We start from the raw sequence: 23,152 nt of genomic DNA on the forward strand, positions 1-23,152 counted from the left end.
ATTTAACATTTTTGCAAAGCAGAGGCGGTGGGAAGTGACGGGATAACCAGCGTTATCCCGTCAGATTTCAGACTTAAACGGCGGGGCGAGCTACTACGCTACGGGTTTCCATCCGGACTTCCGCGATGGTCACGTCGATAACGTCAGTGACGCGGTAAACCACTTCGCCTTTGATCTGCACGGTGCCATTTTCCTGGCTGCAGACCAGTTCATCACGTACCGCGTGGATGAACGGGGCCGGGATAAACGCGACCGCACCGAACTCCAGCAGGCGTACCCGCATGCCGCCGCGCGACACGTCGATGATCTCGGCGCTGAAACGACGGTCGGTAGCCGCGAACGGTGCCAGATAGCGGGCATAGAGCCAGTCACCAACATCGCGCTCGGCCATGCGGTTAAGGCGACGACGTTCACTCATGGTGACGGTCAGCGCCTCATCCGGACGGGCGATCTGCTCGCCGCGAATGATCGCCTTCAGCAGACGATGGTTGATCATATCGCCAAACTTACGGATCGGTGAGGTCCAGGTGGCGTAGGCTTCAAGGCCGAGGCCAAAATGCGGGCCCGGTTCGGTGCTGATCTCAGCAAAGGTCTGGAAGCGACGGATGCGGCTGTCGAGGAACTGCGTCGGCTGGGCATCCAGCTCGCGGCGCAGCACGCGGAAACCTTCCAGCGTGGTAATCGCCTGCGCATCCACGCTGATACCGTGGTTCGCCAGCACGGCGGCTGCCTGTTCGGCGTTAGTGCTATCGAAACCGGCATGAACGTTATAGATACCAAACCCGAGCGTGTCACGCAGCACTTTAGCCGCGCAGACGTTAGCCAGAATCATCGACTCTTCAACGATACGGTTGGCGATACGGCGAGGTTCAGCCACGATCTCCAGCACTTCGCCTTTCTCACCCAGCAGGAAGCGGTAGTCAGGACGATCTTTGAATACCAGTGCATGGGTCTGACGCCATTCACTGCGTGCCAGACAGAGACGGTGCAGCAGGCGGATTTGCTCAGCAATTGCCTCGCTTTCCGGCTGCCACTCACCGCTGTTTTCCAGCCAGTCAGAAACGTCGTCGTAGGCCAGTTTAGCTTTGGACTCGATCCAGGCAGCAAAGAACTGCGGATCATCAGTCAGGCTGCCATCCGCAGCGACCGTGACGCGGCAGGCCAGCGCCGGACGGCGCGCATGCGGACGCAGCGAGCAGACGTCATCAGAAAGCTGACGCGGCAGCATCGGAATATTAAAGCCCGGCAGATAGTTGGTGAAGGCACGCTGCGCCGCCAGTTTATCCAGCTGGCTGCCTTCCGCCACGTAGGCGGTGGGATCGGCGATAGCCACGGTCAGGCGCAGCGCGCCATCTTCCAGCGCTTCAACGTAGAGCGCATCATCCATATCTTCGGTGCTGGCGCTGTCGATGGTGACGAAATCCAGCGCGGTCAGATCTTCACGCGTCAGGTTTTCATCCAGCATTTCGCCAAAGCTGACATCAGGCGCTTCACGCTCAAGGTTATGACGCGACAGCGTCACCCACCATGGCGCGAGGTGATCGTCAGCTTTGACAATGAAATCGGTCAGTTCGGCATAAAAACCGCGATCGCCTTTCAGCGGGTGGCGGCGCATCTCCGCCACTGCCCAGTCGCCATTTTCAAACTCATGCGTCAGTCCACGCACCGGACGGCACTGAATGGCGTCCTTCAGCAGTGGATGATCCGGCACGATGGAGAGGCGATCGTCTTTTTTCTGTACCCGGCCAACAAAGCGGCTCAGGAACGGCTCAACCAGCGTTTCTGGCTCAGCGCTTTCACGATCTTTATCGCTGTTGATCACGGCGACGATACGGTCACCGTGCATCACTTTTTTCATCTGCGGCGGCGGGATGAAGTAGCTTTTTTGTGCATCGACTTCCAGGAAGCCGAAGCCTTTTTCGGTGCCTTTAACAACGCCTTCAGCGCGAGGCGTTTGCGAGTGGAGCTTCTCTTTCAGCTGCGCGAGCAGCGGGTTATCCTGGAACATAATTTTTACGTTTCGTGGCCTGATTGCGGCTGACAGTTTTACGCGAATCGACGCCGCGCGGCAAGGCAAAAAGCCGGACAGGCCGGCTTTTTAGGGGTGGAGACCTGACCGCGATCAGGCGATGCGTTGGTCGGCCAGCGCCGACGACAGTTCAAGTTTAACCGGCACCGATTTCGAGGTCGGCGTACCGCTGCCATCGCCAAAGCTGTTCAGCGGCACCAGCGGGTTAGTTTCCGGATAGTAAGCTGCCAGATTACCGCGCGGAATATTGTACGGCACCAGTTTGAATCCGCTGACGCGGCGGGTGATGCCATCATTCCACAGGGTTTCAATATCGACATTCTGGCCTTCCGTGAAGCCTAAATCCGCCATGTCGTCCGGGTTGATAAACACCACTTCACGCTGACCAAACACGCCACGATAACGGTCATCAAGGCCGTAAATGGTGGTGTTGTACTGATCGTGTGAACGCAGGGTCTGCAGGGTGAATGGCACTTCCTGATCCAGATTCGGGAACAGCGAGGCCGGCAGAGCCGCGGCGCTGAACTCGGCTTTGCCACTGGCGGTATTGAAACGCAGTTCCGCTGCCGCATTACCGAGGTAGAAGCCGCCCGGGATATCGCATTTAGCGTTAAAGTCAGCAAAGCCTGGAATGGTGGCCGCGATGTGTTCGCGGATCAGGTTGTAATCGCCTGCCAGCTCCAGCCATTTCACTTTCTCATCACCCAGCACCGCATGGGCGATACCGGCCACAATCGCAGTTTCAGAACGCTGAGTCTCTGCCAGCGGAATACCAATCCCTTCAGAGGCGTGCACCATACTGAATGAATCTTCCACCGTGATGAACTGGTTGCCGGTGGCCTGACGGTCGCGCTCGGTACGGCCCAGCGTCGGCAGGATCAGCCCTTCGTGACCCGGCACCAGATGGCTACGGTTCAGTTTGGTGCTGATGTGAACCGTCAGTCCACAGCGTGACAGCGCTTCTTCAGTACGCGGCGAGTCCGGCGCAGCGGCGGCCAGGTTGCCTCCCAGCGCGATCAGCACTTTTACTTCATCACGCAGCATCGCATTCAGCGCTTCAACGGTGTTATGGCCATGCGCGCGTGGCGGTTCAAAGTTGAAGTGGTTACCCAGCGCATCAAGAAACGCCTGAGACGGCTTCTCATCAATCCCCATGGTGCGGTTGCCCTGCACGTTACTGTGACCACGAACCGGACACAGGCCTGCGCCTTTTTTGCCCAGCTGGCCGAACAGCAGCTGCAGGTTAGTGATTTCACGCACCGTATCAACCGAATGCTTATGCTGGGTAATGCCCATCGCCCAGGTGCAAATCACCCGGTCGGCACTCTGATAAATCGCCGCCGCTTCGCGGATTTGTGCCTGGGTCAGCCCCGACTGCGCCACAATCTGCATCCAGTCGGTGTGATCAACCGCCTCAATATAGGCTTCGATGCCGTTGGTTTTGGCATTGATAAAGGTCTGATCGAACAGGCCGCTTTCACCGGCGGCCAGCCGGGCGCGATGGGTCTCCAGCAGGCATTTCACCATGCCGCGCACCGCGGCCATATCGCCACCGAGGTTAGGCTGGTAGTAAGAAGAGCTGATGGTACCTGCCATTGAGGTCACCACTTCCAGCGGTTTTTGCGGGTCGGCAAAACGTTCCAGACCGCGCTCACGCAGGGTATTAAAGGTGACAATTTTCGCGCCGTGATCGGCGGCATGACGCAGGCTGTGCAGCATGCGCGGATGGTTAGTGCCGGGGTTCTGACCGAAGACGAAAATGGCATCCGCATGGTCAAAATCATCCAGACGAATGGTGCCTTTGCCCACGCCGATACTGCGCTTCAGGCCGGTCCCGCTCGCTTCATGGCACATATTAGAGCAGTCAGGGAAGTTGTTGGTGCCCATCAGGCGGCCAAACAGCTGATAGAGCCACGACGCTTCATTACTGGCGCGACCGGAAGTGTAGAGCTCCATCTGGTCCGGGTTGTCCATCGCCTTAATGTGACGGGCGATCAGCGCAAACGCATCATCCCAGCTAATCGGCTCATAGTGGTCGGTTTCGGCGTTGTAGCGCAGCGGATGGGTCAGACGACCCTGATATTCAAGAAAATAGTCGCTCTGGGTATAGAGCGCGGTGACGCTGTGACGGGCAAAGAATTCACTATCGACCACCCGGCGGGTCGCTTCCCAGGTCACCGCTTTGGCGCCGTTTTCGCAGAAGCTGAAGGTGCTTTTATTGTCATCACCCCAGGCGCAGCCCGGACAGTCAAAACCGCGAGCTTTATTCATGCGCATCAGGTTGCGCATATTTTTCAGGGCCGCTTTGCTGTCAAGAACGAAACGCGTGGTGGCTTCCAGTGAACCCCAGCCGCCCGCAGCCGCGCGATAGGGTTTGATTTGGCGTTTAAATTTCATATTGAGTGCAGGCTTTTTTATAGTAGGAAGTATTGTAGATAGTTTGTTATCAGGTTATGGCCTGATGGTGAAGGGGAGTGTGCAATTATCATCAAACCTTGTCTAATTGATTGACTTAATGGTGCGATAGCTGCTGTTTATCATGCATCGGCCAGAATTGTGATGCTGGTCAAATTTTACCCGCTTGTAACCTGCCGATAACGGGAGTTCTTATCACAACGCGCTAATACTTGCTGTTCATAACAGAAGAGGGCGCGACTCGATGAAACAGCTGACCAGCCAGATTCATGCGTTCGGCAAAGCGTTAATGATGCCAATCTCGGTGATCGCCGCGGCGGGGATCTTTCTCGGGCTGGCGGCAGCAATGCAAAACCCGGCAGTCACCGGCGATGCCTTTGCACAGATGCAGGTGCCACAGTTAATTATCGGCTTTATTCGTAAGGTGGCGGGGGCGTTGTTCGCGAACCTGCCGGTGTTCTTTGCGGTTGCCAGCGCCATCGGACTGGCTAAAGCGGAAAAGCCGACCGCCGCCTTTGCCGCCGTTATCGGCTATATCGCCATGAACGTCGGCATTAACGCCACGCTGGCGGCCAAAGGCATCACGGCGGCCACCACCACGCCGCAGGCGTTACAGCAGGCCGGCCTGGACCAGACCACTGCCATGATGACCTCAGCGGAATATATCGAGATGCTGGGCGTCTTCACCTACAACATGAGCGTGCTGGGCGGGGTGATTGCCGGGCTGGCGACGGTAGCGCTGCATAATCGCTTCTATACCCAGCAGCTGCCGACCGCGATCAGTTTCTTCGGCGGGCGACGCTTTGTGCCAATCGTCACCGTGGTCTGTCTGCCGCTGATTGGAGTGCTGCTGGCAATGATCTGGCCGACCATCGGCAACGGCATTGCGTGGATTGGCCAGATGATCGGCAAAAGCGGCCAGTACGGCGCTTTTCTGCTCGGGGCGTTTGAACGCATCCTGATCCCCACCGGCCTGCACCATATCCTCAATGAAACCGTGCGCTTTACGCCGATTGGCGGTATGGCGATTGTTGACGGACAGACCATCGTTGGCGCGCTGAATATCTTCAACAGTTCACTGACCCACCCGGGGCTGATCCCGGACGATACGCTGCGCACCGCCACCCAGTTTCTGGCGCAGGGCAAAATTCCGGTGATGATGTTTGGTCTGCCGGCGGCCGCGCTGGCGATCTATCACACTGCGCGGCCTGAGCATAAGCAGCGGGTGAAGGCGCTGGTGCTGGCCGGGGCGTTAACCTCGTTTACTACCGGGATCACCGAACCGCTGGAGTTCTGTTTTATCTTCGTTTCGCCGGTGCTTTATCTGCTGCACGCGTTTCTTACCGGGCTGTCGTTTATGCTGATGTCGATGCTGCATCTGATGATCGGCAACGTGCAGGGCGGCATCATCGATCTGGTGGTATTCGGCGTGCTGGGCGGTGCGAAAACCCACTGGTGGTGGACGCTGGCGCTGGGAGTGATTTATGCGCCTGTCTACTATTACGCCTTCCGCCTGGTGATCACCCGGATGAACGTTGAAACGCCGGGACGGGAAACGGATGATGAGAAACCGCAGCAGGTGTCGGGTGACGAACGCACCCAGGTGATCATCAGCGGGCTGGGCGGACAGGCCAATATCGAGGATGTCGATTGCTGCTTTACCCGGCTGCGGGTGCGGGTAAAAGATATGAAAGAGGTGGTCGATCAAACCCTGATGAGCACCGGTGCCAACGGCGTAAACCGCGTCAGCGACAACGACGTGCAGGTGATTTATGGCCCGCAGGTGGAGAAAATCGCCAATCAGGTGAAGATGGCGCTCGGCGTGGCGTAGCGAACCCACGCCGATCAACCGCTTATAGCCCGATCTGATCGGGCTGTAACGCGCTGTTTATGTTTGTAATTACCCGATTACCGTCTGGCTTATTGTAACTAAAAAAAGCCGCGCCCTAATGGGGGGCAATTTCTGGCCGATATATCTCTTCATTCGTTCATTATCCGGAAGTTGCTATGTCACTCAAAAAATCCTCCCTGCTGATCTTTTCTTTTCTGCTGGCGCTGTTTCTCACCAGCGTAGCCATCAGTACCTGGCTACTGATTCAGAGCAATCAGTCGTTAAATGCGGTCAATAAAGAGATCCGCGTGGTGCTGTCGGTCATCGATCCGATTAACCACAGCCGGACGCTGCGCGTGCGTCTGATGGAATACATGAAAGCGATTGAGGGCAGCGAGGCGAATAATCCGGCCACCTTAGAGAGCGTACGGGTCGTTGCCGGCAAAGCCGATGCTGCCTTTGAAGCCTACATGAATGCGCCGCGCCTGCCGGGTGAAGACGCAGAGGCCGATGCCTATCGCCAGGCGTATCTGGCTTACCGCCAGCAGGGACTTCAGCCATTGATTGACGCCGCCGAAGCGCACGATCAGCTGCGGTTTAAAAACCAGATCGCCAACGTGGTGCGGCTGGACCGCCAGTATGAAATCATCCTTGATCGGGTACTGGCCCAGCACGAAGCCTATGCGAAGAAGCTCAATACCGATGCGCAAAGCCATTTCACCTCCGGGATCACCCTGCTGGCGATTTTTGGCGTCCTGTTCTTTGCCATCATCATGGCGATTTATCTGTTCATGAAGCGCTATGTGCTGTCGCCGCTCAACGATGCGCAGGCGCACTGTAAGCTGATAGCGGCCGGTGTTCTTGATAGCACGGTGCCGGTGAAAGCCGGTTCCCGCAGCGAGATCCAGCAGCTGATGGCCTCGCTGGAGCAGATGCGTAGCGCCCTGACCGCGATTATCCTGCAGGTCCGTGACTCTACCCGCTCGGTCTCTGGCGCGTCACAGGAGATCGCCGCCGGTAATATCGATCTGGCCTCGCGCACCGAACAACAGGCAGCGGCGCTGACTGAGACTGCCGCCAGCATGGAGCAGCTGGGTGCCACGGTAAAACAGAACACCGAAAACGTGTTTGAAGCCTGCCGCCTGACCAGTGAAGCGGTCAAAAATGCCGAAAGCGGTGAGAAAGTGTCGCAGGAAGTGGTGGTATCGATGGAGCTGATTAATGCCAGCTCGAAGAAGATTGAAGAGATCACTACCGTGATCGACAGCATCGCTTTCCAGACCAACATTCTGGCGCTGAATGCGGCGGTTGAAGCGGCCAGAGCCGGTGAACAGGGGCGCGGTTTTGCGGTGGTGGCCGGCGAGGTGCGTAATCTGGCCCAGCGCAGCGCCGTGGCGGCGAAAGAAATAGAAACGCTGATCGCTGAATCGGTGGCGATTATTCATGCCGGTTCCGATCAGGTCAGCCGCACCGGTGATGCCATGAGCGCCATCATCTCCTCGGTCAGCCGGGTTAATCAGCTGATGGAGCACATCTCCACCGCATCAGACGAACAGAGTCGCGGCATCGGACAGATCGAACAGGCGGTGACTGAGATGGACAGCGTGACGCAGCAGAACGCCGCGCTGGTGCAGGAGTCTGCCGCTGCCTCGGCTTCGCTTGAAGAGCAGGTGCGCTATCTGACACAGTCGGTTTCCACCTTCCGTCTGTCAGCCAGCTAACCGGCAGAGCCGTGCTGGATGCAGGACGGCACTGGCGCGGCGATACTATCGCGGTGGTACTTTAGCAGCGGTTGTATGGCGGCGGTAATCGGACGGCGGCAAGCGAACGACAGATTCTGGCGGTTAGCTGACGCGGCGCAGGGCAAATCTGTTTTGTCTGAATCGGTAACTTGTTTGCGATGAAAAATCAGCGGATTATAACCGCAATATTGACCCGGATTTGTAGGTTCCATGCTGATTACCACCGAGGATGCACGCAGCCACAGCGCCGATAGCCGACTGGCCTGCACCCTGGCCGCGGCCGCAGGCGCGCTGAATACCGCCGCGTTTGAGATTGTCGGCTTTTTCTCCGCCAACATGACCGGCAACGTCTCATCACTGTCCGATCATCTGGCAAAAGCCAACCTCAGCGCGGGGCTGTTTTTTCTGTCGGTCGTTTGCCTGTTTATTACCGGTTCGCTGGTCTCAACGCTGGTAATTAATTCAGGCCGCCGCCGCAATATTCGCACTATCTACGCGTTTGTCATTCTGGCCGAAGGCTTAGCGCTGGTTTTTCTCGGCGTGGCCGAATGCTTTTTCACGCCACTCTCGCCGGGCGTAGTGCTGATCATGAGCCTGAGTTTTTTGATGGGTTTGCAAAATGCAGTGGTAACGCGGATCTCAAATGCCCGGGTGCGCACCACGCACGTTTCCGGAACGGCGACCGATATCGGTATCGAACTGGCGATGCTGTATGAGGTGTTACGGCGCAAAGTCTCACCGAAAGAGGCGCCGCTGTATCTGGATCGTCTGCGGCTGCATGGCCTGACGCTGCTCTCATTCCTCGCGGGCGGCGTGGCAGGCATATGGCTGTATAAGTGGCTGGGCTATGGTTTCTTACTGCCGGTCGGGTTCGGATTAATGGCTCTGGCGCTGAAGGCGATATTCAGGCCGGCAGCGGCCCGGAAAGGCGCGGTGTAACCGGCGGATTCCTCGCCAGTGCTGATGAGAAATGCCATGCTGAATGCACATTGCGGTTAACAATAAAACGCCGGATGGCGCTAAAATTAACCGTCATAAACGGGCTTAAGCCCGCAATCATAAAAAACATCGTTGATTCAACTTCAACCTGCTGACGGGTCATTAACATCGACATCAAACAATTAATTTACCTGTGTAATCTCGAACGCGAACGCCATTTTGGCCGGGCCGCCGAAGCCAGTTTTGTCACCCAGCCGACCCTTTCGATGCGCCTGAAAAATCTGGAGCGTGAACTGGGCCTGTCGCTGATTAATCGCAGCAATAACTTTGCCGGTTTTACGCCGGAAGGCGATCGGGTACTGGCCTGGGCGCGGGAAATCGTCTCGGTTTACCAGGGACTAAAGCTGGAAGTGGAGTCGCTGAAACATGGGGTCAATGGCACCCTGCGAGTCGGGGTGGTGCCACAGTGCAGCGTGGCGTTGCCGCTGTTGCTAAAGGCGGTGCAGGCGCGTTATCCGCAGCTTGATTACCGGATCGCGGTGCTGAGCGCCGACCAGCTGCTGGAAGCGCTTAACAGCCACACCGTGGATGTAGGCATTGGCTTTTTTGAGATGGCTACGCTGCGCGAACTCCATTTTCAGACGGCAATGCTGGCCGATCGTGGGGTTGAGGCGATCTTCCATCCCGATCATTTTCCCGATCTGATCTCTGGTGAGCCGCTCACGCTCAGTGAACTGGCGCAGCAGCCGCTCTGTCTGGCCGAACAGACGCGTTACTTTCGCCGCTATCTCGACATGGCGTTTCGCGAAGCGTCGCTGGTACCGCGGGTGATTGTCGAAAGTGCCTCGGTGATGCAGCTGATGCAGTGCGCGCAGGTTGGGCTGGGATTGCTGGTTTCACCGGTCGGCCATTTGCTGCCTGCTTCCCTGCAGGGATTACAGCAGCGGCCGATTACGCTGCCGCCGATGGCGCGCGAAGCGGCGCTGGTGATTGCCGAACCGGGACGCGCAACCCCTCTGGCGCAGCATTTTTTCGACGAAGCGCGCGGCCAGTTACCGGTTTAAGTCGCTTACTGCGCCTCGCCCAACGCATAACAGAGACGGCTGTTCCAGTTACCGATCGCCACCGACTGAATCAGATCAAACAGGGCATCGGCTGACCAGCCAGCCTCCGCCAGCGGTTGCAGATGCGCGGCGCTGAACCGCTCCGGCGCACGAGTTAGCTGGGCAGCCAGGGCGATAATTTGCCGCTGAATCTCAGGCGCTTCCGCCTCATCCACGCCCGCTATTAACGCGTCGACGCATGACAGTTGCTGGAAAACCCAGCGACTGCCGAGGATACGCGCAGCGGTCGCTTCGGCCAGCGGCTGACCAGCAGACAGCTGCTGACGCAGCATTACCCAGCCATACAATACCGGGGCATCATGCGCCAGCAACCACACCGCATCCTGCATGCCGGCCAGCGCCTGACTGCGGGTCACCGCTGCCAGCTGTTCGGCACTGGCGTAGCGCAACTCCAGCGGTTTCAGCGCCGGACGCCAGACGGTTGGTTTGCCAAAGCCCGCCGCATCCGCATCCGGCGGCGGCGTGGTGCCGGGCAGCCAGCGTACCGGCTGGGCCTGCAGCGCCTGCAGTCCGGCGACTACCCGCGCCTGATAGCTGACAAAGCCGATCAGCTGATTGAGCGTCACGATGTCCGGCTCGGTCAGCCCCACCGCATCAAGCGCGGTAATCGCACTGGCGGTAATCAGCTCAGGCTGCATCGCCAGCTGACGGGCATACTGGGTAATCTGAGTCAGACGGTTATTGCTTTCCCGAGACGAATCTGGCCCCGGCAGGGGATTGAGGCGCGCCGAATAGTGATTACACAGGCGCTGAACGCCTGCCACTTGCGCGACGGTCAGGGCGGTACTCAGGCGATCGTAAAGGGTCAGCGTGTGGGTCAGCGACGTCACGACGCGGTCAGGGAACAGCAGCTGCGCCAGATCGCGCGCCGCCAGCAAGGCGGGCTGATTAGCACGTAACAGTGACGGCAGCGTCAGCTGATCGCTGACACATCCCAGCAGAAAACGGTCATCGATATCGGCGGCTTCAGGGACCAGCGGAGCGGCCTGCGAAGTACGTGGACTGGTCTGGCTCTCGTAAAACCAGTGGTTATGGCCCGGATAGCGGCGTTGTTCCATGATCAATCCTTTTGCAAAATTCTGGTTCGGCATGCAGGCGGCAGAATCTGAAAAAATGCATAAACCGAAGGGCAGACGTATCGTCGCCGAAGGCCAGGCCTGGGCAAAAGAATGATCGGTGATAATTAATAGCGTTACGGTATAACGACAGGAAAATCAGGCAGGAAGGGGCGAGAGGCAGCAAAGAAGAGGGCGAGTCAGACTCGCCCTTGAGAACTTATTTCAGTTCCAGTTCATTCATTGCGGCGATGCTGAAGCCGCCATCAACGTGAACGATTTCACCGGTGATGCCGCCCGCCAGATCGGAGCAAAGGAAGGCGGCTGAGTTGCCGACATCTTCAATGGTCACGGTACGACGAATCGGGGTAACCGCTTCGCAGTGTGCCAGCATCTTACGGAAGTCTTTAATGCCTGATGCCGCCAGCGTACGGATTGGACCGGCAGAAACGGCGTTCACACGGACGCCTTCCGGACCCATCGCATTGGCCATATAACGCACGTTAGCTTCCAGCGATGCTTTCGCCAGACCCATCACGTTATAGTTCGGGATCGCGCGCTCAGCACCCAGGTAAGAGAGGGTCAGCAGCGCAGAGTGTGGATTCAGCATCGCACGGCACTCTTTGGCCATCGCAACGAAGCTGTAGGCACTGATGTCATGCGCGATTTTGAAGCCTTCGCGGGTTACGGCATTCACGTAATCACCATCCAGCTGGTCGCCAGGGGCGAAACCGATGGAGTGAACGAAACCGTCAAATTTCGGCCAGGTTTTTGCCAGTTCAGTGAACAGGGATTTGATGCTCTCATCTTCGGCCACGTCACATGGCAGAACGATCTCTGAACCCAAATCTTTAGCAAACTCTTCCACACGACCTTTTAATTTGTCGTTCTGGTAGGTGAAAGCCAGTTCTGCGCCCTGTTTGTGCATCGCCTGTGCAATACCGTAGGCGATGGAAAGTTTACTGGCAACGCCAGTAATCAGAATGCGCTTACCGGAAAGAAAACCCATAGCTGTAATCCTTATGGTCATTGTAGTTGGCGGCCGCATTGTTTAAAAAGTAGGCGACCGACGTTAATCGACGTGCGGATTCTAGCACGTCTGTCAGAGATCAGGTAAATCAGCCCGCAATTTCCGGGATATGCAGCAATAATCAGTGCTCACGCCGCCAGGCTTCGGCGGTTAACGCCTCACCAAAGTGGCTGCTGATCAGCCGTCGGGTCAGATCATGCAGCGGGGAGGCCAGCACATCGGCGGTGCCGCCACGCTCCACCACTTCACCCTGATGCATCACCAGCACCTGATCGCTGATGTGCTTCATCATGCCAAGATGCTGGGTAACATAAATGTAGGCAATGCCGTGTTTCTCCTGCAGCTCGAGCATCAGATTAACCAGCTGGGAGCGCATGGTCATGTCGAGCGAGGCCAGCGCCTCATCCGCCACAATCACTTTCGGTTGCAGGATCAGCGCACGCGCCAGACCGAGGCGCTGTTTCTGACCGGGGGCCAGCATATGCGGATAATAGCCAGCGTGATCGCGTAACAGCCCGACCTGACGCAGCGTGGCGATAATGCGTTTTTCGCGCGCCTCTGCCGTCAGATCGGTATTGAGCCGCAGCGGAAAATCGAGGATCTGACTGACCCGCTGACGCGGATTAAGCGAGGTCGAAGGGTCCTGAAAAATCATCCGGATGCGCTGACTGCGATAGCCGTAATCGCCAAAGCTAAGCGGATGATCGTCAATCAGGATCTCACCTTCGGTCGGCGCGACCATGCCGCTGAGCATTTTTGCCAGCGTTGACTTGCCGGAGCCGTTTTCGCCAATAATCGCCAGCGTTTGCCGTTCGCGCAGGGTAAAGCTGACCGATTTTACCGCTTCAACGTGCTGACGACGAAACAGTCCGGTGCGATAGCGGAAGGTTTTACTCAGGTTGCGCACTTCCAGCAGGGTTTCCATCTTACTGGCTCTCCATGTTCAGCGGGAAATGGCAGGCATACAGGTGAGACTTGCCGCCCGCCAGCCGTGGCGTTTCGACGCATTTGCGCTGCGCATAGGGGCAGCGTGGCCCCAGCCGGCAGCCGATCGGCAAACTCTCCAGCGACGGGATCGCGCCCGACAGCGTGTTCAGCCGGCTTTTATGCGGCAGAGCGCGGCCAAAATCGGGCATGGCGCGGATCAGCGCCTGAGTATAAGGGTGATGCGGCGTGCTCATCAGATCGTCACTCTGGGCGGTCTCTACCGTCTGTCCGCAGTACATCACGTTAATCCGATTGGCCCATTGGCTCATGGTACGCAGGTCGTGACTGATCAGCAGAATCGTGGTGTTGTTATTCTGGTTGAGACGACTCAGCAGACGGAAAATCTGCGCCTGAGTGGTAGGTTCCATGGCGTTGGTCGGCTCATCGGCAATCAGCAGGCGCGGCTGATTCGCCAGCGCGATGGCGATCATCACTTTCTGGCATTCACCTTCAGTCAGCTCATAAGGAAAGCTGCGCATGATATCTTTGTGATCTTTGATGCCGACGCGATGCAGCAGTTCAATGGCACGGGTTTTGCGCCAGAACCAGAAGCGCTTCAGCCACGGGCCTTTATAGGTCCAGCGCGGGATCGCCTGCATCAGCTGACGGCCAATACTTTCTGACGGATCGAGACAGGACTGCGGCTCCTGAAAAATCATCGAGACGTTATGGCCGATAATGCGGCGGCGCTCGCGTGGTGACAGGCGCAGCAGATCGACATCATCAAAAACCATCCGGTCGGCGGTCACGCGCCAGTTATCTTTGGTCACGCCGCAAATCGCTTTTGCCACCAGGCTTTTGCCTGAACCTGACTCACCCACCAGGCCGCGAACTTCACCTTCGCTCAGGGTCAGATTAACGCGATCGACCGCTTTGACCGGCCCGTCGGCAGTCATAAATTCAATGGTGAGATTACGAATATCAAGTAACGGCATCTATTCCACTCCCGCTTCGACGGCGCGACGGAGGCCGTCACCGAGCAGGTTAACAATTAATACGCTGACCATCAGCGCTACGCCAGGCAGCATTACCGTCCACGGCGCGACATAGATCAGTTCAAGCGAATCACCCAGCATTGCACCCCATTCCGGCGAGGGCAGCTGTGCGCCCAGGTCGAGAAAGCCCAGCGCGGCAATGTCCAGAATCGCCATTGACAGAGCGCGGGTAATCTCACTGATTAATAATGGCAGAACGTTGGGCAGGATGGCGTAGCGCAGGATATTGCGGCTGCTGGCACCGTCCAGCCGCGCCGCGACTACATACTCTTTTTCCAGCTCATCATGCACCGCGCTGTAAATTTCGCGCACCAGTCGCGGCATCAGTGCCAGCCAGACCGCAAGCAGCGCGTGTTCCAGCCGTGGCCCGAGAAACGCCACCACGATGATTGCCAGCAGCAGTGACGGAATCGAGAGCAGCGTATCCAGCACGTGGTTCATCACCGCCGATCGCACGCCGTGGGTCATGCCGGCCAGAATACCCAGTACCAGCGCCCAGAATGTGGCAAACAGCGTCACCAGGATCGCCGAACCGACCGTCGGGCCAGCACCGCTCAACAGGCGGCTCAGCACATCGCGGCCCAAATCGTCGGTGCCGAGGAAGAAAGAAACATCGCCATAGCGAGACCACGACGGCGGCAGTAGCTGATAGCCGAGGAACTGCTGATCAATGCCGTAAGGCGCCATCAGCCCGCCAAAAATGCACAGCAGCAGCAACGCGCCGAAGCCGTACAGACCGACCATCGCCGGGGTATCGCCATAAAAATGGTGCCAGCTCTGACGAAAGGCGCTCGGCAGGCGTTTCTCGGCGTAGATATTATCGGAGGGCATACCATTCCTTATGTTTCAACGGATTCATCGCTGCGCCAATCACGTCGGAGATGACGTTGACCAGAATCACCAGCCCGCCAATCACCATCACGCCGGCTGAGATCGCCGCATAATCCTGCTGGCGAATCGCATTGATCAACCAGCGGCCAAGGCCGGGCCAGTTGAAGACCATTTCAGTGATCATCGCCAGCGTCAGCATGGTTGAAAATTGCAGGCCAAGACGCGGGATCACCGGCGGTAAGGCGTTGTGCAGCACGTGACGTCGGATCACCGTCAGCTGTGACAGTCCGCGGGTCGCGGCGGCTTTAACATAATTTTTTTCCATCACCTCGCTGGTGCTGTTGCGCAGCAGGCGGATCACTTCGGTGGTGGGTGCCATCGCCAGTACCAGCACCGGCAAAATCAGGTGAGTCAGGGCGCTGATAATCATCTCGTGCCGCCACGGTGAGCGGCTGAGCCAGGCGTCAATCAGCGCAAAGCCTGATACGTTCTGTACCGGATAGAGCAGATCGTGCCGCCCCGACACCGGTAGCCAGCCGAGCGTCAGCGAGAAAAACAGCGTGAGCAGCAGGGCCAGCCAGAAAATCGGCGCTGAAAAGCCGAGCAGCGCCAGCGCACTGATGGTCTTATCCTGCCATTTGTTGCGCATCACCCCGGCGCAGATGCCGAGCGGAATACCCACCAGCAGGGCAAACACAAACGCCAGAATGCACAGCTCCATGGTGGCGGGAAAAACTTCGCGCAGCTGCAGGCCAATTTCCTGTCCGTTGGTGCTGGAGACGCCAAAATCAAACTGCAGCATCCCTTTAAACCAGAACCACCAGGCGTCAGACAGGGCAGCACCTTCCAGCGGCGCGTTTGGGGTGAAATAGCTGAGGCTGAAGCTGACCAGCGACAGCAAAAACAGCGTAATCAGCAGCAGCAGCAGGCGGCGCAAAATATAGATGATCACTTACTTTTCCTCACCCTCTTCACGATAAACCCCGGCAAACGAGGCGTTGCCAAACGGACTCAGCACCAGGCCTTTTATGTCATGGCGAAACGCCTGCAGACGCAGCGACGACGCCAGCGGCAATACCGGCAGCTCCTGAGCCAGAATCTGCTGCGCTTTGTCGTAACTGTCGATGCGCCCCGACAGCTGCTGTGTCAGCAGAGCATTCTGCAATGTTTCATCAAAGGCCGGCGAGCACCAGTGCGCATAGTTGGTCTGGGAACGGATCGCCGCGCAGTTGAGCAGCGGACGAAAGAAGCTGTCCGGATCGTTGCTGTCGGTCGCCCAGCCCGCCAGGGTCAGGTCGTGATTCATCGACATCAGCTGCGCCTCCTGAAAACGTCCTTCGACCGGCACAATGGTCAGGCGGACGCCCACCTGGGCCAGATCGGCCTGCAATAATTCCGCGGTTTTAAGCGGGCTGGGATTCCACGACTGCGAGGCCGACGGCACGACCAGCCGCAGATGCAGGTCGGTCAGGCCCAGCGCTTCCAGCGCAGCGCGAGACTTTTCAGGATCGTATTCGGTCACCCGCGCGTCACTGTCATAAGCCCACGAGGCGCGCGGTAATATCGAGGCCGCAGTTTCGGCCGTGCCGTAGTAGATCGACTCCATCAGCCGCTCATTATTGATCGCCAGCGCCAGTGCATGCCGGACTTCAGGACGATCAAGCGGCGGCTTGCGGGTATTAAACGCCAGATAGGCGATATTCATCCCGGGTCGCAGCGTCATTCGCAGGCGCGGATCATCGCGCAAGATACTGAGCTGACTGGCAGCCGGATAAGCCAGCACGTCGCACTCGCCGGTCAGCAGTTTCGACAAACGGCCGGTGCCGCCGGCGCCTAAATCGATCACCGCCTGCTGCAGACGCGGCACGCCTTTCCAGTAATGCGGATTACGCGCCAGGCGGATGTACTGGCCGGTGCGATATTCACTCAGCTGGTAAGGGCCGGTGCCCACCGGCTGGCGATCCATCTCTTCCTGGCGGCCCTGAGCCGTCAGCTGATCGGCATACTCTTTAGACAGCACCGGCGCATAGTGGGTCGCCATATGCCAGAGAAAGGAGGCATCCGGGCTGTTCAGCCGGAATTCAACCGTGTTGTTATCCAGCTTTTTAACGCTCTGCACTGAATCGGCAAACTGCAGGCTATCGAAGTAGGGATAGTTGCCGCCGTTGACGTTATGCCACGGATGATGACGATCGAACATCCGGGCGAAGCTGAACACCACATCATCTGCGTTCAGAGCGCGTGTCGGTTTGAACTGATTAGTCTGCTGGAACTGCACGCCGCTGCGCAGGTGAAAACGATAGGTCGCGCCATTGTCACGCACTTCCCAACTGGCGGCCAGATCGGGCTTCAGACGGTAGGTGTAGGGATCGACATCCAGCAGGCGATCGTACAGTTGTGCCGCCAGGGTATCGACGGTTAACCCGCTGCTGACCATTTGAGGATTGAAGGTGGTCAGCGTGCCGCTGACGCAATAGACAAAGCCGGTCTGGCGAATATCACCGGCGGGGGCCGACCACGCAGGCGAACTCAACACGCTGAGGCTGAACAACAGCGAACATATTAGTTTTGACATAGAACTCAACGATTTTGAGGCATTAGACAGAGTGTATCGCAAAGCGGGCGTTGTCCCAAAATCTGCGACGCTGCCCGGCCTGATATTCATTCAGCCTGCGGCAGAAAAAACGTACAGAGAGTGTGGTAATGAGAAATATTCTCAATTAGCGCTTTACAGATGATAATAAGAATGATTATTATTCATCTGCACTTCGACGGTGGCTCTACCGAAGAAGAGCACGACATTGCTCACATTGCTTCCAGTATTGTTGCCCGCCTGATGGCGGGCTTTTTTTTGCCTGAAATGGTCAACGCGAAGCGGACGGCTGGCCTGATAAGCGCCTGAGACGGCAGGGGAAGGGCGAAGTCGATCCGCACGGTATCAGCTGATATCTTCACGCGCCTGAATACCGTGCTTTTTCATCATGGCGCGGAGCTGGTGGTAGGTAACGCCCAATAACCCCGCGGCGCGGCGCTGATTGTATCGTGCCTGTTGCAGGCTGGTTTCCACCAGCTCTCGTTCCTGCTGATTTTGCCACTGACGCAGATCGAGCGGCAGCGCCGGCAGGTCGCCCTCGGGCGCGGGACGGCTCACCGGCAGGGTATCGACCGGCTCAGGCCGGCGAGCGAACGGATTAATAATCACGTTATCCAGTGGCTGCTCGCTGCTGTTGTGACGATAAACCGACCGTTCCACCACATTCTTCAGCTCACGAACGTTGCCGGGCCAGTGGTAACTCAACAGCGTCTGCTGCGCCTGCGCGGTAAAGCCAGGGAACAACAGCAGGCCAAGTTCACGGCACATCTGGATAGCAAAATGCTCAGCCATCACCAGGATGTCGCTGCGACGTTCGCGCAGTGGCGGCAGCTGAACGACGTCAAACGCCAGACGATCAAGCAGGTCGGCGCGGAATTTTCCGGCGGCCGCCAGGGCAGGCAGATCTTCGTTGGTGGCGCAGACCAGCCGCACATTAACCTGCAACGAGTGATTACCGCCGACGCGCTCCAGCTGCCCATATTCGATTACCCGCAGCAATTTTTCCTGAACCAGCATCGGTGCCGTCGCCAGCTCATCAAGAAACAGCGTGCCGCCATCCGCCCGTTCAAAGCGGCCCAGATGTCGCTTCTGAGCGCCGGTAAAGGCCCCGGCTTCATGGCCGAACAGCTCAGAGTCGAGCAGATTTTCATTCAGCGCGGCGCAGTTCAGCGAGATAAACGGCCCCTGCCAGCGGTCAGAAAGATAGTGTAAGCGGCTGGCGATCAGCTCTTTACCGGTACCGCGCTCGCCAATTACTAATACCGGCTTTTCCAGCGGAGCCAGCTTCGACACCTGCTCCAGCACTTCAAGAAAATTATTGGACTCACCGAGAAGGTTGTCGTTGTTTCCAGCCATGATGAATTTCGCCACCCCTTAATCATTTTGACTATATTAGAACAAGCCAAAAGGGCTGTAAAATTTAAAAATTGATAATAATCAAATAATTATAAAATTGGCACGCATCTTGTATTAGCCATACAGCGCAACACGCCATGACACATTTAAAGAGGAACATCATTATGGGTATTTTTTCTCGTTTCGCCGACATCGTAAATGCCAACATCAATTCGCTGCTGGAGCGTGCGGAAGATCCGCAGAAACTGGTCCGTTTGATGATTCAGGAAATGGAAGACACCTTAGTTGAAGTCCGCTCAACCTCTGCACGGGCGCTGGCTGAAAAGAAACAGCTGACACGCCGGATTGAGCAGGCAGAGATTCAGCAGGCCGAATGGCAGGAAAAAGCCGAGCTGGCACTGCGTAAAGATAAAGACGATTTAGCCCGCTCAGCGCTGATCGAAAAACAGAAACTGACTGACCTGATCGCCGCCCTGAAACAGGAAGTGAGCCAGGTAGAAGAGACGCTGGAACGCATGAAAGGCGAAATCAGCGAGCTGGAGAAAAAACTGAGCGAAACGCGGGCGCGTCAGCAGGCGTTAACGCTGCGTCATCAGGCGGCTTCCTCTTCACGTGACGTTCGTCGTCAGCTGGACAGCGGTAAAATTGATGAAGCGATGGCGCGTTTTGAATCGTTTGAACGTCGCATCGATCACATGGAAGCGGAAGCGGAAAGTCACGGTTTTGGCAAACCTAAAACGCTGGATCAGCAGTTCACCGATCTGAAAGCGGATGATGAAATCAGCCAGCAACTGAATGCGCTGAAAGCCAAAATGAACCGCAGTGAATAATTATCGACGTTGCGATGAGTGATTAAGGAGAGTCAATGAGCGCACTTTTTCTTGCCATACCGCTAACGATCTTCGTGTTATTTGTGGCACCGATCTGGCTATGGCTGCATTACAGCAACAAACGCAACGGCGGTTCGGAACTGTCGCAAAGCGAAATCCAGCGCCTGCAGCGTGTTGCTCAGGACGCGCAGCGGATGCGCGAACGCATTGATGCGCTGGAGGCGATTCTGGACGCAGAACACCCTAACTGGAGGCAACCATGATCAATGGCCGCAAGTTATGGCGTAAGCCTGACGAAGGAAAACTGATGGGCGTCTGTGCAGGTCTGGCGGAGTATCTCGATATTCCGGTGCGGCTACTGCGCGTCATCATGGTGCTGTCACTGTTTTTTGGCCTGTTTATGTTTACCGTGGTCGCCTATTTCGTGCTGGGATTTGTACTGGATGTTAAACCGGCCAATGCCGCTGACAACCCACGTCAGCCCAGCGCCAGCGAACTGCTGGACCAGTTAGAAAGCGCACTGCAGCGTGATGAACGCAGCGTGCGCGATGTGGAACGCTACGTCACGTCTGAAACCTTTAGCGTGCGCAGCCGCTTCCGCCAGCTTTAATCCTTATCATACCGGGCCTGTAACAGGCCCTTTCGCTGACCCTTCGGAGGTGTCGATGTCCTTCTCGCGATCCACTGCTTTTCGCCACCGCGCGGCACCCGCGTTGAAGTCGGCGGCTAAATTCATCATTATTAACGCTGTCACTTACGGCCCTGCTGGCGTCACCGGCTGGGCGGTAAAATCGGTAGCACGCCGTCCGTTGCGTCTTTTACTGGCGATGGCGCTGGAGCCGTTGCTGAAACGCGTTATGAATCGCGCGGCGTCGCGCTTCATCAGGGAGAAAGATGAAAAGACTGCAAACTGAATTTGTCGCGTTAATGAACCGCGGCGTTGACCGGCACCTGCGCTTAGCGGTTACCGGCCTAAGCCGCAGCGGAAAAACCGCGTTTATCACCTCGCTGGTTAATCAACTTCTGACGGTCCACAGCGGCGCACGTTTGCCGCTGTTTTCCGTGGTGCGGGATGAGCGCCTGCTCGGGGTAAAGCGGGTACCGCAGCGCGATATGGGAACGGCGCGCTTTACCTACGATGAAGGGCTGGCACAGCTCTACAGCACGCCACCTGCCTGGCCGACACCGACCCGTGGCGTCAGTGAGATGCGGCTGGCGCTGCGCTATCGCCCCAATGCATCGCTGCTGCGACATCTGAAAGAGACCGCCACGCTCTATCTGGAGATCGTGGATTATCCCGGCGAATGGCTGCTCGATCTGCCGATGCTGGCGCAGGATTACCTTGCCTGGTCGCGGCAGATGAACGGGCTGCTGCAGGGCGATCGCGCAGAGTGGGCGACGCCGTGGCGCACCCTCTGTCAGCAACTCGACCCGCTCGCGCCCGCCGATGAAAACCGGTTGGCGGAAATTGCCGCAGCCTGGACCGATTATCTGCACCGCTGTAAGGCTGAAGGATTGCATTTCATCCAGCCGGGCCGGTTTGTCCTGCCTGGCGACATGGCGGGCGCACCGGCGCTGCAGTTTTTCCCGTGGCCGGTTACCGACGATCTGCAGCTCAGCAAACTCGCTCAGGCCGACAAAGGCAGCAACTTCAGCATGCTGCAGCAGCGGTTTAACTACTACTGCCAGCACGTGGTGAAAGGCTTCTATAAAAATCATTTCCTGCGCTTCGATCGCCAGATTGTACTGGTCGATTGCCTGCAGCCGCTCAACAGCGGACCACAAGCCTTCAATGATATGCGGCTGGCGCTGACGCAGCTGATGCAAAGCTTTCATTATGGTCAACGGACGCTGTTCCGCCGGCTGTTTTCACCGGTTATCGATAAATTACTGTTTGCCGCTACCAAAGCGGACCATATCACCAGCGATCAGCACGGCAATATGGTGTCACTGTTGCAGCAGCTGGTGCAGGATGCCTGGCAGAACGCCGCATTTGAGGGGATCAGCATGGACTGCATCGGCCTGGCCTCGGTGCAGGCGACGCAGAGCGGGCTGGTGGATCACCGGGGTGAGAAGATCCCGGCGCTGCGCGGCAATCGGCTGAGTGATGGCGAACCGCTGACCGTCTATCCCGGTGAAGTGCCGCCGCGGCTGCCGGGCAATGCTTTCTGGCAGCAGCAGGGTTTCCAGTTTGAACAATTCCGCCCACAGCAGCTGGACGTTGATCGGCCGTTGCCGCATATCCGCATGGATGCTGCGCTGGAATTTTTGTTAGGAGATAAATTGCGATGAGTGATCCGCTGAAGCCCCGTATCGATTTTTCTCGTCCGCTGGATGAGGCGACAGAGGTGCCGTTACGACCCGCGCAGACTTTTGACGCCCAGGCGCAGGCGGCGTTTCTGGCGGTGCAGGATGACGAAGCCGTCGTCGAGGAGGAGGGCGCAGGTGAGCGCGCGGTGGAAGCGGCGCTGAAACCGAAGCGCAGCCTGTGGCGCAAACTGGTGATGGCTGGCGTGGCACTGTTCGGCATCAGCGTCGTCGCGCAGGGCGTGCAGTGGACCCATGATGCCTGGCTGGCCCGCGACTGGTTTTCGCTCGGCAGTGGCGTGGCGGGCGGCCTGATCGTGCTGGCTGGCGTCGGCGCGCTGGCCGGTGAATGGCGCCGCCTCTATCAGCTTCGTCAGCGTGCCGAAGAGCGCGACATCGGCCGCGAACTGCTGCACAGCCATGGCATAGGTAAAGGCCGGGCATTTTGCGAAAAGCTGGCCCAGCAGGCCGAGCTGGATCAGGCGCATCCGGCGTTACAGCGCTGGCATGCCGCGCTTCATGAAACTCATAACGACAGCGAAATAGTACGTTTATATGCCCAGCTGGTGCAGCCGGTGCTGGATCGCCAGGCGCGACGTGAAATCAGCCGTCACGCGGCAGAAGCCACGTTGATGATCGCCGTCAGTCCGCTGGCGCTGGTAGATATGGCTTTTATCGCCTGGCGTAACCTGCGGCTGGTCAATCGCATCGCCGCAATTTACGGTATCGAACTGGGTTACTTCAGTCGTATACGCCTGTTCCGGCTGGTGCTGCTCAACATGGCGTTTGCCGGTGCGTCGGAACTGGTGCGCGAAGTGGGGATGGACTGGATGTCGCAGGATATCGCCGCCCGACTCTCTACCCGCGCCGCGCAGGGTATTGGCGCCGGTTTGCTGACCGCGCGGCTGGGCATCAAAGCGATGGAACTGTGTCGCCCACTGCCGTGGCTGGAGCAGGATAAGCCACGACTGGGTGATTTCCGTCGCGAGCTGTTAGGACAGATGAAAGAGGCGTTGCAGAAGGGCGGCAATAAGTCTGCCTAGCCAGTGCTGTGACGCAATCAACAAGAGCGGCCTGGCTGGCCGCCT

Annotated in this window: 21 protein-coding genes; 11 read left to right on the forward strand and 10 right to left on the reverse strand. The window is 57.6% G+C overall.

Going from position 1 to position 23,152, the window contains the following annotated elements:
• Nucleotides 1–73 precede the first annotated feature (73 nt).
• Nucleotides 74–2,008 carry an exoribonuclease II gene (locus ABIB18_RS04210; protein WP_089561452.1) on the reverse strand — a complete coding sequence of 645 codons (1,935 nt, stop codon included), beginning with the start codon at nt 2,006–2,008 and terminating at the stop codon, nt 74–76.
• Nucleotides 2,009–2,122: 114 nt separating this feature from the next.
• A complete protein-coding gene (locus tag ABIB18_RS04215) occupies nt 2,123–4,426 on the reverse strand; it encodes an FdhF/YdeP family oxidoreductase (protein ID WP_354473707.1) in 2,304 nt (767 codons plus the stop codon).
• A 262-nt stretch (nt 4,427–4,688) separates the two neighbouring features.
• Between ABIB18_RS04215 and ABIB18_RS04220 the strand changes: the two genes are divergently transcribed.
• From ABIB18_RS04220 to ABIB18_RS04235, 4 genes are all read left to right on the forward strand, one after another.
• Nucleotides 4,689–6,275, forward strand: coding sequence for a PTS transporter subunit EIIC (locus ABIB18_RS04220; RefSeq protein WP_046288290.1), 1,587 nt, complete (start codon nt 4,689–4,691; stop codon nt 6,273–6,275).
• A 176-nt stretch (nt 6,276–6,451) separates the two neighbouring features.
• Nucleotides 6,452–7,996 carry a methyl-accepting chemotaxis protein gene (locus ABIB18_RS04225; protein ID WP_031374538.1) on the forward strand — a complete coding sequence of 515 codons (1,545 nt, stop codon included), beginning with the start codon at nt 6,452–6,454 and terminating at the stop codon, nt 7,994–7,996.
• Nucleotides 7,997–8,227: 231 nt separating this feature from the next.
• Nucleotides 8,228–8,956 (forward strand): YoaK family protein, encoded by a 729-nt coding sequence (locus ABIB18_RS04230; protein WP_069728519.1) that lies wholly within the window; start codon nt 8,228–8,230, stop codon nt 8,954–8,956.
• 167 nt (nt 8,957–9,123) lie between these two features.
• Entirely contained in the window at nt 9,124–10,020 is an 897-nt protein-coding gene (locus tag ABIB18_RS04235) for a LysR family transcriptional regulator (RefSeq protein WP_046288294.1), read from the forward strand.
• Between the two features lie 5 nt (nt 10,021–10,025).
• Here ABIB18_RS04235 and ABIB18_RS04240 read toward each other — a convergent pair whose 3' ends face one another.
• From ABIB18_RS04240 to sapA, 7 genes are all read right to left on the reverse strand, one after another.
• Nucleotides 10,026–11,138, reverse strand: a complete 1,113-nt coding sequence (locus ABIB18_RS04240; RefSeq protein ID WP_354473708.1) for a CMD domain-containing protein — start codon at nt 11,136–11,138, stop codon at nt 10,026–10,028.
• A gap of 217 nt (nt 11,139–11,355) precedes the next feature.
• The gene (gene fabI, locus ABIB18_RS04245; protein ID WP_031377776.1) at nt 11,356–12,144 is read right to left on the reverse strand and encodes an enoyl-ACP reductase FabI; all 789 of its coding nucleotides are present in this window, start codon (nt 12,142–12,144) and stop codon (nt 11,356–11,358) included.
• A gap of 142 nt (nt 12,145–12,286) precedes the next feature.
• Nucleotides 12,287–13,090, reverse strand: a complete 804-nt coding sequence (gene sapF, locus ABIB18_RS04250; protein WP_031377775.1) for a putrescine export ABC transporter ATP-binding protein SapF — start codon at nt 13,088–13,090, stop codon at nt 12,287–12,289.
• Between the two features lies 1 nt (nt 13,091).
• Entirely contained in the window at nt 13,092–14,087 is a 996-nt protein-coding gene (gene sapD / locus ABIB18_RS04255) for a putrescine export ABC transporter ATP-binding protein SapD (protein WP_031377774.1), read from the reverse strand.
• Nucleotides 14,088–14,978: a putrescine export ABC transporter permease SapC gene (sapC, locus tag ABIB18_RS04260; protein WP_031377773.1), complete on the reverse strand. Its 891-nt coding sequence runs from the start codon at nt 14,976–14,978 to the stop codon at nt 14,088–14,090.
• Nucleotides 14,965–15,930 (reverse strand): putrescine export ABC transporter permease SapB, encoded by a 966-nt coding sequence (gene sapB, locus ABIB18_RS04265; protein ID WP_031377772.1) that lies wholly within the window; start codon nt 15,928–15,930, stop codon nt 14,965–14,967. Before sapB ends, sapC begins: the two co-directional genes overlap by 14 nt.
• On the reverse strand, nt 15,931–17,553 hold the full coding sequence (gene sapA, locus ABIB18_RS04270; RefSeq protein WP_354473709.1) for an ABC transporter substrate-binding protein SapA: 1,623 nt from the start codon (nt 17,551–17,553) through the stop codon (nt 15,931–15,933).
• 171 nt (nt 17,554–17,724) lie between these two features.
• On the opposite strand from sapA, the gene ABIB18_RS04275 reads away from it, so the two are divergent.
• The gene (locus ABIB18_RS04275) at nt 17,725–17,880 is read left to right on the forward strand and encodes a hypothetical protein (RefSeq protein WP_162287699.1); all 156 of its coding nucleotides are present in this window, start codon (nt 17,725–17,727) and stop codon (nt 17,878–17,880) included.
• Nucleotides 17,881–17,916: 36 nt separating this feature from the next.
• Here the strand turns inward: ABIB18_RS04275 and pspF are convergent, their stop codons facing one another.
• Nucleotides 17,917–18,927, reverse strand: coding sequence for a phage shock protein operon transcriptional activator (gene pspF / locus ABIB18_RS04280; protein ID WP_046288526.1), 1,011 nt, complete (start codon nt 18,925–18,927; stop codon nt 17,917–17,919).
• A 164-nt stretch (nt 18,928–19,091) separates the two neighbouring features.
• Here pspF and pspA point away from each other — a divergent pair, with 164 nt between their 5' ends.
• The 6 genes from pspA to ABIB18_RS04310 are packed head-to-tail and all read left to right on the forward strand — an operon-like array spanning nt 19,092 to nt 23,107.
• On the forward strand, nt 19,092–19,757 hold the full coding sequence (pspA, locus tag ABIB18_RS04285) for a phage shock protein PspA (protein WP_069728377.1): 666 nt from the start codon (nt 19,092–19,094) through the stop codon (nt 19,755–19,757).
• A gap of 35 nt (nt 19,758–19,792) precedes the next feature.
• Entirely contained in the window at nt 19,793–20,020 is a 228-nt protein-coding gene (gene pspB, locus ABIB18_RS04290) for an envelope stress response membrane protein PspB (protein WP_031377770.1), read from the forward strand.
• Nucleotides 20,017–20,367, forward strand: coding sequence for an envelope stress response membrane protein PspC (gene pspC / locus ABIB18_RS04295; RefSeq protein WP_031377769.1), 351 nt, complete (start codon nt 20,017–20,019; stop codon nt 20,365–20,367). Before pspB ends, pspC begins: the two co-directional genes overlap by 4 nt.
• A 55-nt stretch (nt 20,368–20,422) precedes the next feature.
• Nucleotides 20,423–20,671: a phage shock protein PspD gene (gene pspD / locus ABIB18_RS04300; RefSeq protein ID WP_031377768.1), complete on the forward strand. Its 249-nt coding sequence runs from the start codon at nt 20,423–20,425 to the stop codon at nt 20,669–20,671.
• Nucleotides 20,652–22,049, forward strand: a complete 1,398-nt coding sequence (locus ABIB18_RS04305; protein ID WP_069728375.1) for a YcjX family GTP-binding protein — start codon at nt 20,652–20,654, stop codon at nt 22,047–22,049. The genes pspD and ABIB18_RS04305 overlap by 20 nt, the downstream gene beginning before the upstream one ends.
• Nucleotides 22,046–23,107 (forward strand): YcjF family protein, encoded by a 1,062-nt coding sequence (locus tag ABIB18_RS04310; protein WP_089561490.1) that lies wholly within the window; start codon nt 22,046–22,048, stop codon nt 23,105–23,107. Before ABIB18_RS04305 ends, ABIB18_RS04310 begins: the two co-directional genes overlap by 4 nt.
• Nucleotides 23,108–23,152 lie beyond the last annotated feature (45 nt).

Origin of the sequence: Pantoea sp. UYEF8, from assembly GCF_040546285.1 — a bacterium.
GTDB lineage: Bacteria > Pseudomonadota > Gammaproteobacteria > Enterobacterales > Enterobacteriaceae > Pantoea > Pantoea brenneri.